General features: G+C 38.4%; 15 protein-coding genes, 1 pseudogene and 1 riboswitch. Of the genes and pseudogenes, 9 read left to right on the top strand and 7 right to left on the bottom strand.

Features of this window, described 5'->3' with window-relative positions; genetic code table 11:
* Positions 1-500: 500 nt before the first annotated feature.
* Positions 501-1,418, bottom strand: a complete 918-nt coding sequence (locus ACFIKY_RS07375) for a rhodanese-related sulfurtransferase (protein WP_375636464.1) — start codon at positions 1,416-1,418, stop codon at positions 501-503.
* 115 nt (positions 1,419-1,533) lie between these two features.
* Between ACFIKY_RS07375 and eda the strand changes: the two genes are divergently transcribed.
* Positions 1,534-2,199, top strand: coding sequence for a bifunctional 4-hydroxy-2-oxoglutarate aldolase/2-dehydro-3-deoxy-phosphogluconate aldolase (gene eda / locus ACFIKY_RS07370; RefSeq protein ID WP_273788591.1), 666 nt, complete (start codon positions 1,534-1,536; stop codon positions 2,197-2,199).
* On the opposite strand, the pseudogene ACFIKY_RS07365 reads toward eda, so the two are convergent.
* Positions 2,178-2,629: pseudogene (locus ACFIKY_RS07365) on the bottom strand (ferredoxin--NADP reductase); the annotation flags it as partial. The gene eda and the pseudogene ACFIKY_RS07365 sit on opposite strands and share 22 nt — an antisense overlap.
* Positions 2,630-2,644: 15 nt before the next feature.
* Entirely contained in the window at positions 2,645-3,472 is an 828-nt protein-coding gene (locus tag ACFIKY_RS07360) for a ferredoxin--NADP reductase (RefSeq protein ID WP_375636462.1), read from the bottom strand.
* A 1,101-nt stretch (positions 3,473-4,573) separates the two neighbouring features.
* Between ACFIKY_RS07360 and alr the strand changes: the two genes are divergently transcribed.
* Positions 4,574-5,689, top strand: coding sequence for an alanine racemase (gene alr / locus ACFIKY_RS07355; protein WP_375647637.1), 1,116 nt, complete (start codon positions 4,574-4,576; stop codon positions 5,687-5,689).
* A gap of 1,628 nt (positions 5,690-7,317) precedes the next feature.
* Here alr and gcvP read toward each other — a convergent pair.
* Genes gcvP through gcvT form a run of 3 tightly spaced genes read right to left on the bottom strand, consistent with a single transcriptional unit; the run spans position 7,318 to position 11,606 of the window.
* Positions 7,318-10,113: an aminomethyl-transferring glycine dehydrogenase gene (gene gcvP / locus ACFIKY_RS07350; RefSeq protein WP_375661608.1), complete on the bottom strand. Its 2,796-nt coding sequence runs from the start codon at positions 10,111-10,113 to the stop codon at positions 7,318-7,320.
* A gap of 5 nt (positions 10,114-10,118) precedes the next feature.
* Positions 10,119-10,487: a glycine cleavage system protein GcvH gene (gcvH, locus tag ACFIKY_RS07345; RefSeq protein ID WP_273723568.1), complete on the bottom strand. Its 369-nt coding sequence runs from the start codon at positions 10,485-10,487 to the stop codon at positions 10,119-10,121.
* 6 nt (positions 10,488-10,493) lie between these two features.
* The gene (gcvT, locus tag ACFIKY_RS07340; RefSeq protein WP_375653203.1) at positions 10,494-11,606 is read right to left on the bottom strand and encodes a glycine cleavage system aminomethyltransferase GcvT; all 1,113 of its coding nucleotides are present in this window, start codon (positions 11,604-11,606) and stop codon (positions 10,494-10,496) included.
* A 137-nt stretch (positions 11,607-11,743) separates the two neighbouring features.
* Positions 11,744-11,841, bottom strand: a riboswitch (glycine riboswitch).
* Positions 11,842-12,287: 446 nt separating this feature from the next.
* Between gcvT and ACFIKY_RS07335 the strand changes: the two genes are divergently transcribed.
* The 4 genes from ACFIKY_RS07335 (at position 12,288) to ACFIKY_RS07320 (ending at position 16,462) form a co-directional block, all read left to right on the top strand.
* Positions 12,288-12,950: an LON peptidase substrate-binding domain-containing protein gene (locus tag ACFIKY_RS07335; RefSeq protein WP_375644963.1), complete on the top strand. Its 663-nt coding sequence runs from the start codon at positions 12,288-12,290 to the stop codon at positions 12,948-12,950.
* Positions 12,951-12,963: 13 nt separating this feature from the next.
* Positions 12,964-13,170, top strand: a complete 207-nt coding sequence (locus ACFIKY_RS07330) for a Trm112 family protein (RefSeq protein ID WP_375661607.1) — start codon at positions 12,964-12,966, stop codon at positions 13,168-13,170.
* Between the two features lie 621 nt (positions 13,171-13,791).
* Complete coding sequence (locus ACFIKY_RS07325) at positions 13,792-14,172, top strand: helix-turn-helix domain-containing protein (protein WP_375629171.1); 381 nt, start codon at positions 13,792-13,794, stop codon at positions 14,170-14,172.
* 1,258 nt (positions 14,173-15,430) lie between these two features.
* Complete coding sequence (locus ACFIKY_RS07320; protein ID WP_375644965.1) at positions 15,431-16,462, top strand: aspartate-semialdehyde dehydrogenase; 1,032 nt, start codon at positions 15,431-15,433, stop codon at positions 16,460-16,462.
* 284 nt (positions 16,463-16,746) lie between these two features.
* Here ACFIKY_RS07320 and ACFIKY_RS07315 read toward each other — a convergent pair whose 3' ends face one another.
* A complete protein-coding gene (locus ACFIKY_RS07315) occupies positions 16,747-17,394 on the bottom strand; it encodes an SH3 domain-containing protein (RefSeq protein ID WP_375656231.1) in 648 nt (215 codons plus the stop codon).
* 535 nt (positions 17,395-17,929) lie between these two features.
* Here ACFIKY_RS07315 and ACFIKY_RS07310 point away from each other — a divergent pair.
* The 3 genes from ACFIKY_RS07310 to ACFIKY_RS07300 are packed head-to-tail and all read left to right on the top strand — an operon-like array spanning position 17,930 to position 20,462.
* Entirely contained in the window at positions 17,930-18,748 is an 819-nt protein-coding gene (locus ACFIKY_RS07310) for a MetQ/NlpA family ABC transporter substrate-binding protein (RefSeq protein WP_273788251.1), read from the top strand.
* 27 nt (positions 18,749-18,775) lie between these two features.
* Positions 18,776-19,810, top strand: a complete 1,035-nt coding sequence (locus tag ACFIKY_RS07305) for a methionine ABC transporter ATP-binding protein (protein WP_375661606.1) — start codon at positions 18,776-18,778, stop codon at positions 19,808-19,810.
* Complete coding sequence (locus ACFIKY_RS07300; RefSeq protein WP_015856780.1) at positions 19,803-20,462, top strand: methionine ABC transporter permease; 660 nt, start codon at positions 19,803-19,805, stop codon at positions 20,460-20,462. The genes ACFIKY_RS07305 and ACFIKY_RS07300 overlap by 8 nt, the downstream gene beginning before the upstream one ends.
* Positions 20,463-21,245 lie beyond the last annotated feature (783 nt).

Here is a 21,245-nt window from a genome sequence, read left to right as displayed (position 1 = left end):
CATTTGTAACGTACAGGTGAATGAGTTTTAGGTGATTTGTTCTCATCTAATTTGAAAGCAATAAAGTTCACAATATTTAACTCTTTTATTCAAATAAAAATAATTTATCATTATAAATTAATGTATTATATTGAATTCTGGAATCATAAACTCCTATTATCATTTTATTTTTCCCACCTAGCTTCTGCTTTTTCATCTCCTCTTATTAATCACATCTTATTCATACGCTTTTCTCTTAAGCTATGAATCTCCCTCCCCTGCGCTGTTGGTGAAGAAAGTTTCTATTTTAAAATGAAAAGTATTTAAAAACTCAATCCTATAAAATGTAAGGAGAGCAAACGATCTATAATGATTATTTATAAATCAAATAATTTAACATAGACAAAAAGACCGAATAATATCCGGTCTTATAGAATATTTTTCTACCAATATCAAAAAACTCTTTTCTCTTAAATTTAAGAGAAAAACGCTAAAATTTACAGCCCTACACTGCGCTATCCTTATGTCCCTTGATGAGAATCAATAGCACGCAACTTCAACAATTGAAACTGCCTATGGCGCTCACGAAAGCGCTCTCTATCGGCTTCACTACGCGTGTTATAACAAGCATCACAGGAAACACCTTCCTCATAATGAGACGATAATTTGCTTTCAGCATTAAGAGGAGAACGACACGCGCGACATAATTCGCGTCCACATTCTTCAAGACCATGTTGAACAGAAACACGCTCATCAAAAACAAAACACTCACCCCACCATAAACTTTCCTCTTTTGGAATTTTTTCTAAATATTTTAAAATACCTCCTTTTAGATGATACACCTGCTCATAACCAAGTTCACGTACATAAGCTGTTGATTTTTCACACCGAATACCGCCTGTACAAAACATAGCAATTTTCTTTTTCTTCTTTAAATCAGCTTCATGTTGACGCACCCATTCAGGAAATTCGCGAAATGTTTTAATCTGCGGATCAATCGCTCCTTGAAAACTCCCAATCGCATATTCATAATCATTACGCGTATCGATCAAAATTGTCTCTTCATCTTGAATAAGAGCATTCCAATCTTCAGGATCCACATAAGTACCAACAACTTTTAGCGGATCAACACCTTCAACCCCCATTGTCACAATCTCTTTTTTCAACCGCACTTTCATGCGATGAAAAGGCATCTTAGATGCCCATGAATATTTAATCTCCGGCGTTTGAAACGCTGGCTCAGCCGTAATAAAATCCACCAATGCCTCAATCGCAGCACAAGAACCAGCAACCGTTCCATTAATTCCCTCTTGTGCTAAAAGCAAAGTGCCTTTGATATCCTTTGCTTGACATAAATCCTGCAAAGGTTTTTGTAATTGATGATAATGCTTCAAATCTGCAAAGCAATAAAGTGCAGCAACTTTAAAATTCTTTTCCATGTGTTTTGCCATAACGCGCGTTTCATTCAATTTCAAGATTTATTCATGTACTCTTTAACATATTGTGCTTAATCAAACGATACAAATAATATCATCTCCAAGAAGAAAAAATATCATGTGCCAAAAAAGAGAAAAGCTTTTACTATATCTCCAAGGACAAACTGTTATACCTGTTTTGCTCATTGACAATCTACAAAGTGCTGTACCCTTAACACGCGCTCTTGTCAAAGGCGGATTAAAAACAATTGAGATCACCTTGCGAACACCAAATGCCCTCAAAGCAATTCAGAAAATTACACAAGAAGTCCCTGAAGCAATTGTTGGAGCCGGAACAATTCTCAACACAACACATTACGAAAAAGCCGAACAAGCGGGAGCCAAGTTTATTGTAAGCCCCGGATTATCAAATGAATTAATCAATTGTGCAAAAAATAGTGAAATTCCCCTTCTTCCCGCTGCAATGACCCCAAGTGAACTCATGCAAGCATTAAACAAAGGCTATTCATATCTCAAATTTTTCCCAGCTGAAGCCGCTGGAGGTATTGCCTTCATCGAAGCTTTAGCATCTCCCTTCTCTGATATCCGGTTTTGCCCAACAGGCGGTATTACACAAAAAAGTGCAACACAATGGCTCCAACTGCCTAACGTCTTCTGCGTTGGCGGTTCTTGGATAGCGCCCCAACAACTCATTGCAATAAATGATTGGGATTCGATTACTGCATTAGCATATACTGCATCGCAACTTCCCTCTCCCTCGAAAAAAGCTCTTTCTACAATATAATGTAAAGTGCAAGAACATCAGCCCCTTCAACAAGACCAAAGCTTTCACACATCCTTGCGCAATCTTTAACATTGTCATAAAATCACAAATCATCACCCGATCTTCATCGAGATGAATTTAGGAGAGTGCTATTGTTTCAAAGCCGCTTGTTTCAAAAAATCACCTACTCTCCATAACAGTCGTAATACGCCCCATATGCTCAGAAAGCTCACGAGTGGTCATAAAATAAAATTTCAACTGTTGTGCATATACTCCAATGAGTGGATCTTGTTGCAAAGAGGAAAAAGATCTTTTGCATAAATTAACTCATTCTGCTCACGCATTATTTAAAGTAAGGACAACTTCTGAAAATTTTTCATAAGTGCCAAGATCACGAATAAAGCTTGCAAAAGAAAAAAAAACCGTACCGGTTTGAAAGAAGATAAAGCCTCAACTTTTCCACTCATTACTCCACAAAAGCGCGCTCTACAACATAAGTAGCAGGAGCATTATTAGCCCCTTCAACAAGACCAAAACTTTCACACATCCTTGCGCAATCTTTTAACATTGCCATGGAACCACAAATCATCACCCGATCTTCATCAGGATGAATTTTAGGAAGTCCAGTTGTTTCAAAAAAGTCCCCACTTTCCATAACAGTCGTAATACGGCCCATATGCTCAGAAGGTTCACGAGTAGTCATAGGATAGAATCTCAACTGTTGTGCATACTCTCCAATGAGTGGATCTTGTTGCAAAGAGGAAACAAGATCTTTTGCATAAACTAACTCACTCTGCTCACGCGTTGTTTGAATAAGGACAACTTCTGAAAATTTTTCATAAGTTTCAGGATCACGAATAAGGCTTGCAAAAGGAGCAACCCCCGTCCCAGTTGAAAGAAGATAAAGACGTTTTCCAGGAATAAGAGCATCAAGAACCAGTGTTCCTGTAGATTTTTTACGCATGAGAACTGTATCACCAATTTTAATTTTTTGGAGATGCTCGGTTAAAGGTCCCTCTGGAACTTTTATCGAAAAAAACTCAAGCTGTTCATCCCAAAAAGGACTTGCAATCGAATACGCGCGATAAATCGGCTTTTCTGCATTTGGCAAACCGATCATAACAAACTCACCCGAACGAAAACGAAAACTATCCGGACGATTCAAACGAAATTTAAATAACCGATCTGTATAGTGACAAACCTCTTGGACAGTAAGGGCGAACACATTCTCAGGAATCGGAAAATTTGCAACGCTACTGATGTTTGACGGAACATTGGTAGCAGACGTATTCATACTCTTCCCCATATCTTTATTGAACGTTAAATTTCGAATCCTTGACGTGATATAGTACTTGCATAACCATCTGCCAACAATTTTCTTAAAACAAAAATCTCAAGATTAACACTTTATTAAACGAATGAGGAAAATACGAATACAAATCACATTCAAAGAAAAACAAAAACATTGAGTATTAAACAATCACGGTACTCTTTTCCCCTTTAACACATAATGCATATTTCCATTGTAACGCTATAACACTCTCTCGCTTAACAAAACTTATGACCTAAAACCTTCAAATAAGAGAGATAAAATTTTTGTTGATTGAACGATAACCGCACGAATCTCCAACAAGATTTCCGGCATTACATCTATTGTTTTCGTTACTGACCTTTTTACACTGCGCTTTCCATAAATATCCATAAATAAAAGAGTCTAACGCGCTCTATAAAGCGATAAAATTGATTTCACTAAAAACCAATCAAACAATAGAAAGTAAATATTGGATACCCAATCCATCTTGAAAATCGACAATATCCAAATCAACGGGCTTTCTAAATCAACAGTTTTTAATATATCAGAAAGTGTTTACACACTGTTTTCTATTTAACAAAAATAACTTTAAGTGCATGAGACGACATCCAAAATTGCACAGATAAGTGATCTTCCCCCCATGATAGAAAACTTGTAATGCATTGATTTAGAGTGGTTAATTTAATCATTTTACCTTCTCTGAATAAGCAGCCAATGCAATGTTTAATCAAAACAATCGCACCAGCAACAACAGCCTAATATTGCACTCTTCAAAATGATACAATACAATAAACTATGTTCTATTTTTATATGCCTCAACTAGGGAAAATAAGTAAAAAACAAAAGTCTATGTCTTACAAATTATTAGAAGATACCGTGTTTCTAACAACACAAATAAAACTAAAATATCTCTTATATCCAGAGTAGCATTTTACATAAAAAAACGACTTTAATGGTGCGTAATTCAGTATAAGCTCCTTATGATTTTAACCATAGAAAGTAGTGTCTTTCCCTATATCGTAAAGAACCTCAATGAAATAACCAAAAAACTCCGTATTTCACGAACACAGATAAGCTTTTAAAATGAAAAAATCCGTTAATGATGAAATCAATACATCACTCTATGTAGCTGTAGCAACCATCAATGTCAGTGCCATTGTTTCCAATTATATCACTTTAGCCAAACGTGTAGCTCCAACACAATGTTCAGCAGTTGTAAAGGCAAATGCCTATGGATTAGGAGCTCACAAAATTGCTCCTGCCCTTTATCAAGCTGGTTGTCGCACTTTTTTTGTCGCCCAAATCATAGAAGCCCTCCAATTAAAAAGCATCTTACCATCACATGTCACGATTGCCGTTCTGAATGGACTTCCACACTTAGCAGAAGAGTTTGTCGCACAATCTGGTATTGTTCCTGTTCTAAACTCTTGGAATGCCATTGAAAATTGGCAAAAAATTTGTCAAAAAAAAGATAAAAAATTTCCAGCAATTGTTCAAATCGATACCCATATGAACCGATTAGGACTGGATCAAAAAGAATTACAAAAACTCATCAAACACCCTACAATTTTCGAAAAAGCAGAAATAAAATATATTCTCAGTCATCTTTCTAACGGAGAAGATGATACCCACCCATCCAATTATGCCCAATTGGCTACTTTAAAAACCATCCTTGCGCAATTGCCTGCTTGCAAAGTTTCCTTTGCCAATTCTGGAGGTATCTTTCTAGGATCAGATTTTTATTTTGATCTTGTTCGCCCCGGCATTGCACTTTACGGAGTTGATCCGCGGGGGAAACACCCATCACCTCTGAAACCTGTTTTAAAACTTGAAGCCCAAGTCATTCAAAACCGCGTTGTTGATATAGGCACACCTGTTGGTTATGGAGAAAGCTTTATAACCAACAGACCAAGCACTCTTGCAACCATTTCTATAGGCTACGCAGACGGCTGGCTCCGTGCTCTTTCGAATAAAGGAACAGTTTATTTCAACGGGTACAAACTTCCCATGGTTGGGCGGGTTTCTATGGATTCCATTATTGTAGATACGACCGATCTTGATCAAAAACCTCAAACAGGTGACTGGGTAGAACTCATTGGACCCCATCAAACACTTGAAAGAGTATCTATAGATGCCGATACCCTTCCCAATGAAATTCTAACATCTCTTGGCTCCCGCTATAAATACATTTACACATAAAAACTTTTTAAAGAAATAAATTGATAAAAATCATCATTTTAGAAAATTGAGGGTTTTTTATGAAAGATTTTACAACAATCAATCACATAGAATGATCATAGACACCGCACATTCACAGAAATCTCAAAATAGACAAGTTGATGAACTGTTTTATGGAAGTAGCTTTCACCCAAAATACAAAAGCTTAGCCTTTTTCCCACAAATTGACAAAAAAGAATCTACTGCAAAGTTTTTAAAATTAAATGCCCAATTAAACTAAAGTATTAATTCTCTATATATCAAACAAAACATCCAGTCTCATAAGTTTCTCTTATTTTCAGTTTTGTTCATAGTGAAGCAATCAAAATCATTCGCTTGCATACCACAAACTGGACTATGTATAGATAAAAATGATTTAAAAAAGGAATAATACCTCTTATGAACCATCTCAAGTACCAAGAGCTATAACATTAAGCGGCTGGCAAAGTGTATGATAGTGCCAACTTCTTCCTTCATAGAGCGTAAAGATTGGGAGCTCTCTCAATAGATTTATCGTTGTACCATTCACGAGCGCCGTCGCGAAATGGGATTGGGAGCGAAATGTCTCTTTAAAACAAACACGTGAATTAACAACCAAAGTATATTCTTTTTGGAGTGTTCTGTTTTACATGAGGGTATCCCATTAAGAACACAATAAATAAAAGCATGGGACAATATGTAATCCCCATTATAAAAAAACATTGCTTTAGATGCTTCTGAAAGCCGTAAAGCTGAATTAAAAGGAGATGACAAACTGAGGATTGAGTTTCACCTTTACGGCTTTATATTTCTCTGAAATTAGATTGTCTTCCAGTTTCAAAGATTACGTCAACAGAAATACGCAATCCCCTCGCCATCATCTGGCATACAAAAGCTTGAACTACTCATAAAGCTCTTTTTTGTCTCAATCTCTGACTTAAAACATGTCGCTGCGTTAAGTTTGGATGTGGATTTACAGGCAACAGCTAAAACACACGGGCTCTTAGGAAAACAACGCCGTAAAGTCACAAACTGACCTACAATGGATTGGAAAGATGTGCCGGCTTTTTATAAGACACCCTGTAAAAAAACAACCATAATACATTTGGTTTTGCATTTACTCATTCTGACAGGTGTTCTTACGTATTTTTGCGTCATATTTATAAAAAGCAGATTAAAGAGAAATATTTAGACAATGCTTGACTTAAGAATATGCAACAACAGAGTTTCGCGGGGCTTTATCATCAGATAACACTAAATTTGATTTTATTCTTTCTGCAACCGGTCGTAATCACCTTAGTGAGAGTCGTATGTCACAACACATGCAACAGACTGGACCCTATCCCCCGTAGGTTTCACTCTCGTTTACGTGAATTAGCTGGCTAGACCGATGCGCCTAGTCACTAAAACCATGTCATACGGTAGAAGGCAAAGGAGAGCATGCCTATTGCCCACAAAACACAGTTTTTTGTCGACTTTTCCGATTTTTCTCATGTTATAAAAAACTATGCAAAATTCTAGAAAATAGACAAATAACTCCATAATAACATGATCAATAAGTAAAAAACCCACACAAAATGTGTGGGCTTTTTTGTTTATGTAAATAAACAAAGTAAATACATATTTGTTATTTAATAGGTATTTCCCAATGGCGGACACGAACAAATGAGCATTCTGTCTCCCGCAACATTATCAATACGCGATACAGGAGGCCAATATTTACTGGCTGGATCAAGAGAACTGTTGGGAAAAGCAGCTTCTTGTCGCGAATAGGGTCGTTCCCAAGCATCATCTAAAGCATCTGCCACTGTATGAGGGGCATTAACCAACGGATTATTGTCTTTTGGCCAAATCCCACGACCAACTTTCTTCGCTTCTTCAGCAATAGAGAGTAAAGCATCACAGAAACGATCAATTTCTGCTTTTGGTTCTGATTCCGTTGGCTCAATCATCAAAGTTCCCGGAACAGGGAACGACATCGTGGGCGCATGGAATCCATAATCAATGAGACGTTTTGCAATATCATCAACACTCACCCCATACTGCTCTTTCAACACACGTGTATCCACAATACATTCATGAGCAACACGTCCATGCTTGCCCCGATAAAGAATGGAATAAGCGGGTGAAAGACGTGCAGCAATATAATTGGCATTTAAAATGGCTATTTGTGTTGCATATTTTAAGCCATCAGCCCCCATCATTCGAATATACATCCATGTAATCGCAAGAATAGACGCACTTCCATAAGGAGCTGCCGAAACCGCATGTGTTGTCCCATCCTGTTCATGCCCTGGTAAGAATGGTTTGAGATGCGCTGCAACTCCAATTGGTCCCATACCAGGACCACCACCTCCGTGGGGAATGGCAAATGTTTTATGAAGATTCATATGACAAACATCAGCGCCAATATCTGCAGGACGAGCAAGCCCCACAAGCGCATTGAGATTAGCACCATCGAAATAAACTTGTCCGCCATTTTCATGAATAATAGAACAAATTTCCTTAATGCTTTCCTCATAAACACCATGTGTTGAAGGATAAGTAATCATGAGAGCAGCCAATTTATCCTTATGCAATTGCGCTTTCATTTTGAGATCGTCTACATCAACATCACCATCGCTTAAACATTTTACCACAACGACTTCCATACCTGCCATATGTGCCGAAGCTGGATTGGTACCATGCGCAGATGCAGGAATAAGACAAACTGTACGTTGATGTTCTCCCCGTGATTGGTAATATCGTCGGATAGCCAAAAGCCCCGCATATTCACCTTGAGCACCAGAATTTGGCTGAAAAGAAACTTGCGCAAATCCTGTAATTTCACACAACCATGCATTTAACTGATTAATCATCTCTAAATAACCCGCTGCATCCTCTTGTGAAACAAAGGGGTGTATATTGGCCATACTAGCCCAACTTACAGGCATCAATTCAGCCGCCGCATTAAGCTTCATTGTACAAGAGCCAAGAGGAATCATAGCACGATCCAGCGCCAAATCCTTATCCGCCAAACGACGCAAAAAGCGCATCATATCTGTCTCTGAATGAACCGCATGAAAAAAAGGCTGGGAAAGAAAAGCAGCATTCCGCTTTTTGCCAAAGAGTCGTGGAGAAACCTGATCGCCTAATTGTGCCCCAAAAAGCTGCGCTAAAGCACAAGCATCTTCTTCTGTCGATAATTCATCAAAATTGATTGCAATGGTGTCATCATCGAGAACACGAATAAGGCGTCCACTCATTTTGGCTTGATGTGCAATCTCTTTCGCTTTTCCCTTCACAACAATGCTTACACAATCAAAAAAAGATTCTCCTTCACAAAAAACACCTGCAGCCTCTAAACCAGCAACAAAACGACATGTTAAATGATGAATTCGCTGCGCAATTTCTTGTAAACCTTTCGGCCCATGCCAAACAGCATAAGCGGTTGCCATATTAGCCAACAAAGCCTGTGCTGTACAAATATTTGACGTCGCTTTATCGCGCCGAATATGTTGTTCACGTGTTTGCAAAGCTAAACGAAAACCAACACGCCCTCTCGTATCCACGGATTGACCAACAATACGCCCTGGAATAAGACGCGTTAACGCATCACTCACTGCAAGGTAACCAGCATGTGGACCACCAAAGCCCATTGGAACGCCATAACGCTGCATAGAGCCAACAACAATATCTGCCCCCCATTGAGCAGGTGGCTCCATAAGGGTAAGTGCTAAAGGATCAGCCACAACAATAACTAAAGCTCCTTTTTCCTTTGCCTCCTTTATGATCTCGCTGTAATCATGAAAAGCACCTTTTGTATCTGGCCAAGACAAAACAATTGCCGCTGTATTAGAACAAATTTTCCTCTCTGGGCTGATACAAATACCTTGTGTTTCAGCACGCGTTTGCGCAACACTTAAAGTCTGAGGATGTAAAAGACTCTGAAGAGAAATCTTCGTCTTTTTCTCACGGGAAAAGCGAAAAGCGAGGGCATTGGCTTCAGCTAAAGCTGTTGCTTCATCAAGAAGGGAAGCAGCAGCAACAGGCAAACCTGTGAGTTCACTCACCAATGTCTGAAAATAAAATAAAAGTTCTAAACGACCTTGGCTAATTTCTGCTTGATAAGGCGTATAAGCAGTATACCAAGCAGGATTTTCAAACAGATTTCGTAAAATAACTGGGGGCACATGAGTCCCATGATATCCTTGCCCAATAAAACTTTTGTGCACACAATTACGCTCCATCATCTTGGAGAGTTCTTCCAAGGCTTGTCCTTCACTAGCAGCCTTTGGTAAATTAAGTGAACGTCCCAAATGGATAGAATGTGGAACAGCTTGAGAAATGAGTGTATCAACACAATCAAGCTCTAAAACATCAAGCATTTTTTGTGTTTCATCAGGACGCAGCCCAATATGTCGAGAAGAAAAAGAACGCTCGATCATGATACTCATCCAATCAAAGCCTTATAAGCATCTTTATCCAACAACCCTTCCAGTTGTGTCTCATCCTGCAATGTCATTTTCCATAACCAGCCTTCTGTTTCGGCTTTCTGATTTACCAATTCAGGATTATCAGCCAATGCTTCATTTATTTCGACCACTTCACCATCAAGAGGAGCATAAACATCTGAAGCGGCTTTCACCGATTCCACAACAGCAGCTGCCTCTCCTTTGGAAAGTTTTGTCCCACTTTGTGGTAAATCAACAAAAACCAAATCTCCTAATTGCTCTTGCGCATAATGCGTAACCCCAACAGTCACCACTTTTCCTTCAACGCTAAGCCATTCATGGTCTTGTGTAAAATAAGTTTTAGACATAAAAAATCATCCTTTAAAATAACGTTGTTCAACAAAGGGAAGTGAATGAACTGATAATACAATCTTTTTGCCTCGCAGTTCTGTAAAGACTTGTGTCCCTTCAACTTTACAATCAACAGAAACATAACCCATCGCGACAGGACCATCAAAAGAAGGACCAAAACCACCTGATGTTACAACTCCAATCTCATTACCTTGATCATCAAGAAGCACCGCACCAGCACGAATAGGTTGGCGCGTTTGCGGTTTTAATCCAACACGACAACGAGCAGGTCCTTTTTGCAGCGCTTCAAGAAAAGCCTTCGCGCCATAAAATTGTGCTTTTTCTCGAACACTTTTAGGAACAGCCCATGTTAGAGCCGCATCAATAGGTGTCGTATCAGGGGTAATGTCATTTCCATGCAAACACAGCCCTGCTTCCAACCGCAAGCTATCGCGTGCTGCAAGTCCAATCCACTCAACACGAGAATCACTCAGCAATTTTTCAGCCAACATATGCGCATGCCCTATAGGCAAAGCAATTTCAAAACCATCCTCTCCCGTATACCCAGAACGCGTTATAAACCAATCCTGTTGTGGTTCGAATCCTTGCATAAAGAACAATTCATTCCCTGGCAAATCGGCATCAGCAAGAACAGCGGCCGCTTCAGGACCTTGAAGAGCAAGCAATACCCTTTCAAGAGCAATCACTTGACATTCAAAATCAACCGCACGCTTTTCCAATTCTACAAAATCAGCCTGTGCATTCCCAGCATTGGCGACCAACATAAAACGGTCCTCTTCCAAACGGGTAATGATAAGATCATCAAGAATACCAGCCTGCTCATTAAGCAAGTAATTATACCGTGAGTGCCCAATCTTTAAAGCTGCTGCATCAATGGGAAAAGCATAGGACAAAAATTCCACGGCTTGTACCCCTTCAACGGCAATCAATTTCATATGAGAAATATCAAAAAGTCCCGCATGTGCACGCGTATGAAGATGCTCTTTCAAAACGCCAAGAGGATACGTTAAAGGCATGTTCCACCCCGCAAAAGCACCAAATTTTGCTCCTGCTTTTTCATGCATATCATATAAAGGAAGTGTTTTTAAAAAAGATGTTTCTTGTGCTGTGCCCATAATAACTCCAAAGCTGCGCTAACGCCCACAGAATATGACCGTCTCTGCACCCCTCTGTCATCAACCTGAGAGACTCGCGAAAAGATTTTTCGCTTACACCTTCGGCGCGGGCTCTCCCGACTTTCCAGATCTGCCTTCTTCCTTTTACGGTCCTTAAAGCCTGAGAGATTATGGGCTATTTCCCCTTCGGCGGCAATGCGAAAATTCGCAATCTGCACTCTCCCGCAAAAGAATGAAAGAAACGATAACGCTCTTTCCAGCATGCCCTAACCTATAACCTATCTTTATCACACTGTCATTAGTAAAGTGATGAAAATGTTCTCATTTTAAAACTTGCGTAAGCTGCTTCAAAAGATTTATAATAGTATCCTTTTGAACCTTACAAAAATTGCAAGGAACACATTTTAGGAAATTTAAGACAAAATCAAAAGCTATAAACAAAAATACCTCTTGAAAATCATGCAAAACGTCACACACTAAAAAGATCGCAAAGCAATATTCTTTCTCGCGCAGTTCAACCTTAAAGATAGGGTTTCATATTCTTTTTTTAGAATAAGGACTTCAAGTATTTTATAAGTATGATTTTAATGTACAAGAAGTAGGTTTTCTGCTTTCTCAATAGTGTCATAAATTGCGACTATTTACAGACTAAAACTACCGAACAAAGGTGACAAAATACTCATGAAAGCTGGTAATATCTCTTACAATTGCGAAAATGATCTTCCAAAGCAAATTGCCCTTTTTCCTTTAGAAGGTGCACTCTTACTACCCGGCGGTTTTTTATCACTCAACATTTTTGAACCAGAATCACTTGAAATGATTGAAAACGTTATGGTAACTGATCGTCTATTGGGCATTATTCAACCACTTTCATCGAACACAGACCGCTTCTCTACACAACTTTATAAAACAGGCTGTATAGGGCGCATTACAAACTACAGTGAAACAGGAAATGGACAACTGTTCATAATCTTACAAGGTGTTTGCCGCTTCACCTTAGAACAAGAATTGACAAACACAAAATCCTATCGAACAGCTCTCATCCAATCAAACATAAAAGACTTGCAAGAATTTGATGTTGAAGAAAGCATTAACCGAGAGAGCTTACTCGACGTTGTAGAAAAATATCTAACCATACATGAAATGGAATATAATTGGAGCAGTATCATAGAAGCCCCTACACCTATATTGGTTAATGCTTTTTCAGCTCTTATCCCCTTTACACCAGCAGAAAAACAAGCTCTCCTTGAAGCTCCAGATATCGAAAGCCGTGCCCAAACTCTTCTTGCATTAACAGAACGCTCACTCATGAAACAAACAGGTACAGATTACCGTTTAAACTAATAAACGTCAAAACATGAAAAAAATGACCACAGACCCCAAAATGCTCGAATTGCTCATTTGTCCAATAACGAGAGGCACACTCTCTTACAACCGAGAAACACAAGAGCTCATTTCTCTCAAAGCCAAACTTGCCTATCCTATTCGTGATGGCGTTCCCATTATGCTTGCCTCAGAAGCACGCCCTTTGCAAAACAATGAAAACGTAGCGTATAAAAAATAAGAAAATTTCGTTCATTTTTTCTGGAGAAAGCTGTTATCAATTACTGCTCTATGAAACGCTCTCTTTTGCTCATGCAATCTTTTTAATATTGGTATTTTAAACGCTAATCCACCACACGCCAGCACCAGCATTCTCTTTACCAACTCCCAATGTTATACTTACTCTAAAAAGTCTTTTGCTTCTGAATGCGAAAAGAAACTTCCGTTTCTATACACAATAAATGGATAAAAGTCATATAGTTACAATTTTAAATATTCCCCATAATGATCACCAAGAAATTGTCCTAAATTTCATCAAAATAAAGGGATGCATTGCAACAGTTGCATGTAAACTTTGCAAAAAACAACCAAACCAACTGCTGTCACTATGGTTGACGATTTAAAGAAATTATCCTATGAATGAACTTGTGTTTTTGATCGTATACGCAGCGATCAATAGGGCCTGGAAGCCCTAAAACCGAGTATAAAATAAACCCGCTTTTTGCGGATATCCCGGAATTTCCGGGGGCTCTTGTTATGTCCAAGTGCTCTCAGCACTAAAAGCAAGAGGCTGGCTCGGTTTCAGCACTTCCAGACCCCGGAATACTAATGCGAGGGCGCTCGCAACCGGAGGGGGAGCAAAGTGCGAGCCAAAAATTTACATTTTTACGACATTTCTTTAGGCAAAAAAATTCGCTTTAGAAGAAACCTCATGGGTTTTTCTCAAAAACAATTAGGGAGTCATTTGGGCGTAACATTTCAACAAATTCAAAAGTATGAGAAAGGTTTAAATCGCGTAAGTGCAAGACGTTTACAAGAAATTGCTCATATATTAGATGTTCCCGTTTCCTTCTTTTATGCTGATAACACAAAAAAAGAAGATCCCTTCTATCATTGTGATGACAGAGTAGAAAGCAAAGCAGAATATTTACTTTTGCAAAGTTTTAGAATGCTGACCCGCAAAAAACAAAGGGCTATTTTGCAGTTGATTTCTGGTGAAAAAAATGACCCCTTATTTTCATAAATTCACTGAAAGAACAATCAACATCCTTAATAACATTGAAAAGAATTTTGACTGTCTCCCCACACCTCATGAGAACGAAATTTCTTAAATCTAATCTGGTCTGTAAATAATCCGAATTCTAACGAGTTTAACTTAGCTATAGCGCGTTGATTTATAATGATAATCTAACGTTATGTATATTGAATGAGTGTCTCGAATATCGTAAAATTCTTTCATTTCAAACTTGTTCTATATTGAATCAATCAAAATCACTTATTTGCACATTACAAGCAAAGTTGGCATGTAAATAAACGTGTGAGTAAAAATGTACAAAAAGGCATACCTCTTAATTGAATCGTCTCACATACCAAGAACTGTAGCCACATTGAGTGCTGAAAAAATGTATGATGGTGCTAACTTACTCTTTTTTTTAAACATTAAACATGGAGGTGTTCAACGGCTTTCCACTCATATAATCCACTTGAAACAAAAAGCTCGCCAAACAAGCCTAAGAATATTCCCACACACTTAAATATATCAAGAAAGCTTAAAGATCACCATACTTCAAATGACGATATTTTATAGCATAACAGGATTAAAGTAAAAATAAGACACGAAAAAACTATATGTATAACTTTCATAAGAATTTATTTATATAATGGATACTTAAGTTTATCCTGTTGTACCATAAATTCTATCATTTAAGGTATGAGAATATGAAGCATGCATACCTCCTTGAAACATTCAAATGTTTTTTAGGCGCCAAATGTCTTTTTAAATATTTTTAGACTTGCTTGTTGAGCCTTAAGTTCACGTGAAAAATGGGAAGTCGCTAAAAGCAACCGCTAGAATCTGGCTGTTTACAGACTGTAATAGGAAGCTTCGCTTTTAAAGGCATAGGGAGAAGATCAAATACTTCAACACTTAACAGATAAGGTATTAAAAGATTCCCCCAACGCAATACGTAATAGCATCCTTAAAAAATTCAAAAGTGTGAAGGTAAACAATTGACAGAAGATATGGAATTCACTTAATTAAAGTGCTCTCTAAAAGAGATAACAGTTTAGCGTACAATATTCAATTTTTCAATTCTGAAAGATTAAAAAGACGTATCATTTGAAATAAAACAACTTATTGTGCTGCTGATGGTGATTGATGTGTACAAAATTGAGTTGTTGAAAATCAAAAATATAATTTAATGATGTTCCTTGACCAACTCACTCTCTCCTGAGTATAGCACGGGGAATAAACGTGGAGAGACATGAGGAGTATATAGAAAATGAGTTTTAAAGTTGCAATTGTCGGCGCAACCGGAAATGTTGGTCGTGAAATGCTTACAATTTTAGAGGAACGTGGTTTTCCTGCGCATGAAATTGTCCCTCTAGCATCACGACGCTCATTAGGACAAGAAGTTTCTTATGGAGATAAAACTTTAAAAGTAAAAGCACTAGATACTTACGATTTTTCTGACACAGATTTTTGTCTGATGTCTGCGGGAGGAAGCATTTCCAAAGAATATGCTCCTAAAATCGCTGCCGCTGGCTGTGTCGTCATCGATAATTCCTCCACGTGGCGCTATGATTCCAATGTTCCGTTGATCGTCCCTGAAGTCAATGCCGAAGCTATAAATGCCTTTTCTAAGCGTAATATTATAGCAAATCCTAATTGTTCAACAATTCAACTGGTCTTAGCTTTAAAACCTCTCCATGATGCTGCAATCATTAAACGTGTTGTTGTCTCTACATATCAGTCGGTTTCTGGAGCTGGTAAAGAAGGAATGGACGAACTTTTCGAACAATCACGTGCTGTTTTTGTTGCTGACCCAATTACATCAAAAAAATTCACTAAACGCATTGCCTTTAATGTCATTCCTCATATCGATGTTTTCATGGAAGATGGTTATACAAAAGAAGAATGGAAAATGACTGCTGAGACGAAGAAAATTCTCGATCCGAAGATTAAATTAACAGCCACTGCTGTTCGTGTCCCTGTCTTTATCGGTCATGCCGAAGCTGTCCATGTTGAATTTGAAAAACCACTAAGCGTATCTGAAGCACAAGCGCTTCTCCGCGATGCTCCCGGTTGTCAGCTTATCGATAAACACGAAGATGGTGGCTATACCACACCTTATGAATGTACCGGAGAAGATGACACCTTTATTAGCCGTATTCGTGAAGATATTACCGTTGAAAATGGTTTAGCTTTCTGGGTTGTCGCCGATAATTTAAGAAAAGGAGCAGCATTGAACGCAGTTCAAATTGCTGAATTACTCATTTCTCGTAATTTGATAAAGCCTAAGTCCGTAAATTAACGCCCTGTCCGAAAGGATGAAGAGCCCTAGCCGGTCTGTCAAAAGTCCGGCTTCTCTTCAGTAGGATCTTCCCCTGCTGGAGATTCATATCACCAGCCTAAAGGACTATAATTCGGGATATTGACAAATTTTACTCTGAATATCCATAAATACCTCGCCACCGTTAAGTTAATCATCGCAGTCTTAATGCCATTTTACGGTACAATAGGATCGGCAGCATAAGCATTTTTTGCTTCATGCTGCTGATCCTTTTTGTCATTCCGGTTGTGAAATTAACTTTACCCTTATCGAGCAGGATAAGTCACAACACGGTAACGTGTTTCATTACGTTCAAAATTTTTGTAATTGACATTATCAGGAAAGAAGGGGTTATAAGCATTTACGTGCTTTACAGAAACTCCTTGTGCTTTGGGCGAAGGATTTAAAATTGTCCGTTCATCTCTTTTTTTGACACCTGTAGAATCGATAATCATATCTGTTCTGTAGAGTTTTTGTATGTTTTTCCGTGTTTTTTGAATCGCCGGAAGAGCTTTAAAACCAGAAACAACCTGTTTTACTTTTTCTTTTTTTACTTTTGGCGATTTTCTCATAGCATTTGGCTTTACTGGCATCTTTGTAAAAGCAACGGTAGGAACATTGTTGACATTGACATAACGTGCAGATGCCCAACCAACCTTTCCGTGATAACCAAGAGAACACCAAGTTTTATTGGATAGACAGCCATAAATTTGCACTTTTGCTCCCATTGGAACCATTGAGATCACTTTGTAAGCTGTCGCAGGACCTGTGCGTAAAGATACCTGACCTGAAGCAACACGAGCAACTGTTCCTGCAATGGTTCCAGCTTCCGCGTGAGAAGCAGTCACAGCCACCCCCGACGCTCCCAAAGCCCATAAAATCATTGTTGTTGATAAAAATTTCTTTCTTAACATTATTTTTCTTCCTCTCTCAAAACATGTGAAAGGCAAAATTTCGCCTTTGCAAAAATTTGCCGCGGTTAAATCCAATGATCAGCAACCTTTATTTCCCGCCCAAAAGCCCCCTCAACATTGCAACAAAATCTCTCTTTATTCCCCTTATTCCCCCTCTACACGAACACGGCCTTTTGATCTTGATTGCGCAGTATGCTCCTCATAAATTTACAGCTAAAGCATCATTTGATTATCTGGTCCTTCAACCAATCGTCCCTTAAAGAAGTTTTTAAAGTGTTATTGGTTCCCTCAACAAATGATTGCAATAAAAGAATTGATTGCCTAAATTACAGAGAATTTCAGAGAATGAATGATGATAAGCCCCCAAAATACTAAAAATAGAAGGAAAAATAATACTCTTTTAAAAATAAAAGTGATTGAATATTCTCTAAAGCTTGTATAACTTTAAATCTTCCTAAAAAATACAGAGTATAAAAATACAGAGTATATTGAAACTTCCCTCAAAAAATCTCTTGGAAAAGAAAGTTAAAAGTACATGACATTAAAAATTTTTTCTCGTAGTCGGATTATAGGATTATTCCTCTCTCTCTTTGCACTTTTTTTATCTACGGTTTTTGTCATGGCTACAGACAAATCAAAAATCAAACTTGGTATTATGGAAGGGCGGGATGCGATTATTTGGAAAACTGCTGCTGAACAGGCTAAAAAGGCCGGCTTAGATATTGAACTCGTTTATTTTTCTGATTACGCTTTGCCTAATGACGCTGTTAACGCAGGAGAGATCGATGCGAATGCTTTTCAGCACGCTCCTTATCTTAATGAACAAATGAAACAACGTGGCTATAAACTTTCAATTGTCGGCTATACATTTATTGCTCCAATCGGTGTTTATTCGCACAAAATCAAAGACTTAAAAGATCTACGTGATGGTGCACATGTTGGTATTCCAAACGACCCATCTAATGGTGGAAGAGCCTTACTTCTTCTCAATTCTTTAGGTCTCATTAAGTTAAAAGACCCCCATAATATTCTTGCATCTCCACTTGATATTATCGAAAATCCTAAAAACCTGCAAATTCGTGAGCTCGATGCTGGTATGTTAGGGCGAGCTATTGACGATTTTGATCTTGCAATTATAAACACAAACTGGGCTATTGTTTCCGGATTAAACTTCGAAAAAGATGTCGTCGCATGGGAGAGCGCAAAAAATAATCCTTATGATAATATCATCGTTGTACGCACGAGCGAAAAAGATGAGCCATGGGTTAAAAAATTAGTTGCCGCTTACAACAACGATCTTATCCGTGCAAAAATCAAAGAGATTTTTGGCAAAACCGCCCAAACTTCTTGGTAATTGTGCCAAATATCCGAGTAATTGTGAATGGAAAAATCTACCCTTATCTCCTTAAAAAACATCAGCCGTTGTTTTAACAAAACGGCTGGTGTTCCGGTAATTAATAATCTCTCTTTAAATATCCATGCTGGTGAAATCCTTGGGATTATTGGGCGCAGTGGAGCAGGAAAATCAACACTTATCCGCTGTTTAAATGGGTTAGAGAAGATTGATGCAGGGTCCATTTTTTTTGAAGGTGTTGATATTTCAAATCTATCAGAGATAGAGTGGGCGCCTTACCGTCAACGAATTGGGATGATTTTTCAACATTTCAATCTTCTCTCATCGCAAAATATTCTTGATAACATTGCATTGCCGCTTAAATTAAGTGGTGTAAGTAAAAAACAACGCCACAAACGTGCCCTTGAACTGATTGAATTGGTTGGGTTATATGGAAAAGAATATTGCTATCCGGCACAATTGTCAGGGGGGCAAAAACAACGCGTTGGCATTGCTCGTGCGCTCGCTGCTAATCCTAAAATATTGTTATCAGATGAAGCCACCTCTGCTCTTGACCCTGAAACAACACAATCTATTCTAGAGCTCCTTGCTGATATTAATAAACACCTCAATCTCACGATTGTGCTCATCACCCATGAAATGGAAGTTGTGCGCACCATAGCGCATCGCGTTGTTGTTCTTAATCAGGGGAACATCGTAGAAGAAGGACGTGTGAAAGACATCTTTACATCACCGCAAGACGATACAACCATAGCCATGCTCAAGCTTGTCACCCCGCAACTTCCTGAAAAATTTGCGAAAAATCTCAAACCAATCGGGCGAGAAGCTGTCATTGAAATCAATATTGCCGGTGAAATTGCCCAGCAGCCTTTTCTTCATCTTCTAGAAAATGAGAGTGGTTTAAAAGCACGTATTTTGCATGGTGGCATTGATACAGTTCAAGATGAAACCATCGGGCGACTCTTCTTGGCTCTTCCTGGAGAAGATAAAGAAGCTTTAGAAAAAGCTGTTCAATGGTTAACGAAAAAAGGACGATATTGTGAGGTCTTAGGCTATGTTTAATGTTCTGTCTCATGAACTTCCCCAAGCTGTTATTGATACAATATTGATGACACTTAGTGCTTCTTTTATGGCATTTATTATAGGACTTCCCCTTGGTCTTCTTCTTCACACAACAGCACGCGGGGGGATTTTTTCCTCATCTCTCATCAATCGCCCTTTAAGCATGATCATTGACAGTATTCGTGCCATTCCCTTTATTATTCTTGCATTTTATCTTCTTCCCGTTACGCGTATCGTTGTAGGAAGAGGGATAGGAATGCCTGCTGTAATTTTTATACTGACCATTTCAGCTATTCCTTTTTATGCACGCATGGCGGAACTCTCTTTTAAAACCGTTGAAAACGGTCTCATTGAAGCGATCCGCTCTATGGGTGCAAGCCGTCTTCAAATTATCAGACATGTTCTTATTCCTGAAGCTCTCCCTAGCCTGATTACAGGTTTTACAGTCATGGTCATTTCTCTCATAGGAGCCACCTCACTTGCTGGATATCTTGGTGGAGGCGGTTTAGGGGATATGGCAATCCGCTATGGCTATCAACGCTATAATACCTTCATCATGACCATTGTCATCATTCTTTTGATCATGCTCAATATTATAACCCAATGGACTTCTGATAAAATCGTACAAAAACTTGATAAAACAAAACATTAAAAGACTTAGAATTTCACATACCAGTATCATCATCCTCTTTGCCACTTTCCAAGTGCAACAACCCTTGGTTATCGAAAACGTTCATAAGAGATTAGGAACTTTTTTCTTAAACCGTTTTTATCTCTCCCCATCCGTTTGTAACATGAAAGAAAATAGTTTTAACTGATTGAATATAAAAGGAAATGAAATGAGAGATCTTACAATATTTGAAACTCTCTCTTAACATAAAAATGATAAATTATCATGTCAAATTAAGACATTGGTCACGACCTTTCCCAACCTTAGACAACATATTGAATAAGAACTCTGAATACCGTAAGGTCCTCTCATTCCCAATTTGTTCCATATCGAATTAATCAAAATCTCTCGCTTGCATGTTACAAGCAGGAAGAGCCGTGTGAGTAAAAACTATACAAGCAAGGAAGGCGTGCCTCTTATGAATTGTCTCAAGCACCAAGACCTGTCTTAACATTGGGTGCTAGCATATAAGGTGCTAGCATATAATATGATAGTACCGGTTTTCTTCTTCACAAGCATAAAGATATGGGGTGCTCAATGGCTTTACCGTTATACTATTCACAGGCGCCATTGCGAAATGGGTGTGACGAGCGTTGAGAGATGTTTCTTTAAAATAAGCCCGTGAATTAGCAACGCAAGTATATTCCATTTGAAACATTCTGTTTATGTGAGGGCTATGATCCCATTAAAGAATGCTATAAACAAAAGCGTGAGGCAATGCACTATCTTCACCAAGAAACTCCTCTTCAAAAAGATCTAGGAAAG

The sequence above is a fragment of the Bartonella sp. CR127HXZ genome (genome assembly GCF_042194555.1).
Lineage (GTDB): Bacteria > Pseudomonadota > Alphaproteobacteria > Rhizobiales > Rhizobiaceae > Bartonella > Bartonella grahamii.
The sequence above is the reverse complement of the archived record's forward strand: the minus strand, read 5'-3'. Positions and strand labels throughout refer to the sequence as shown.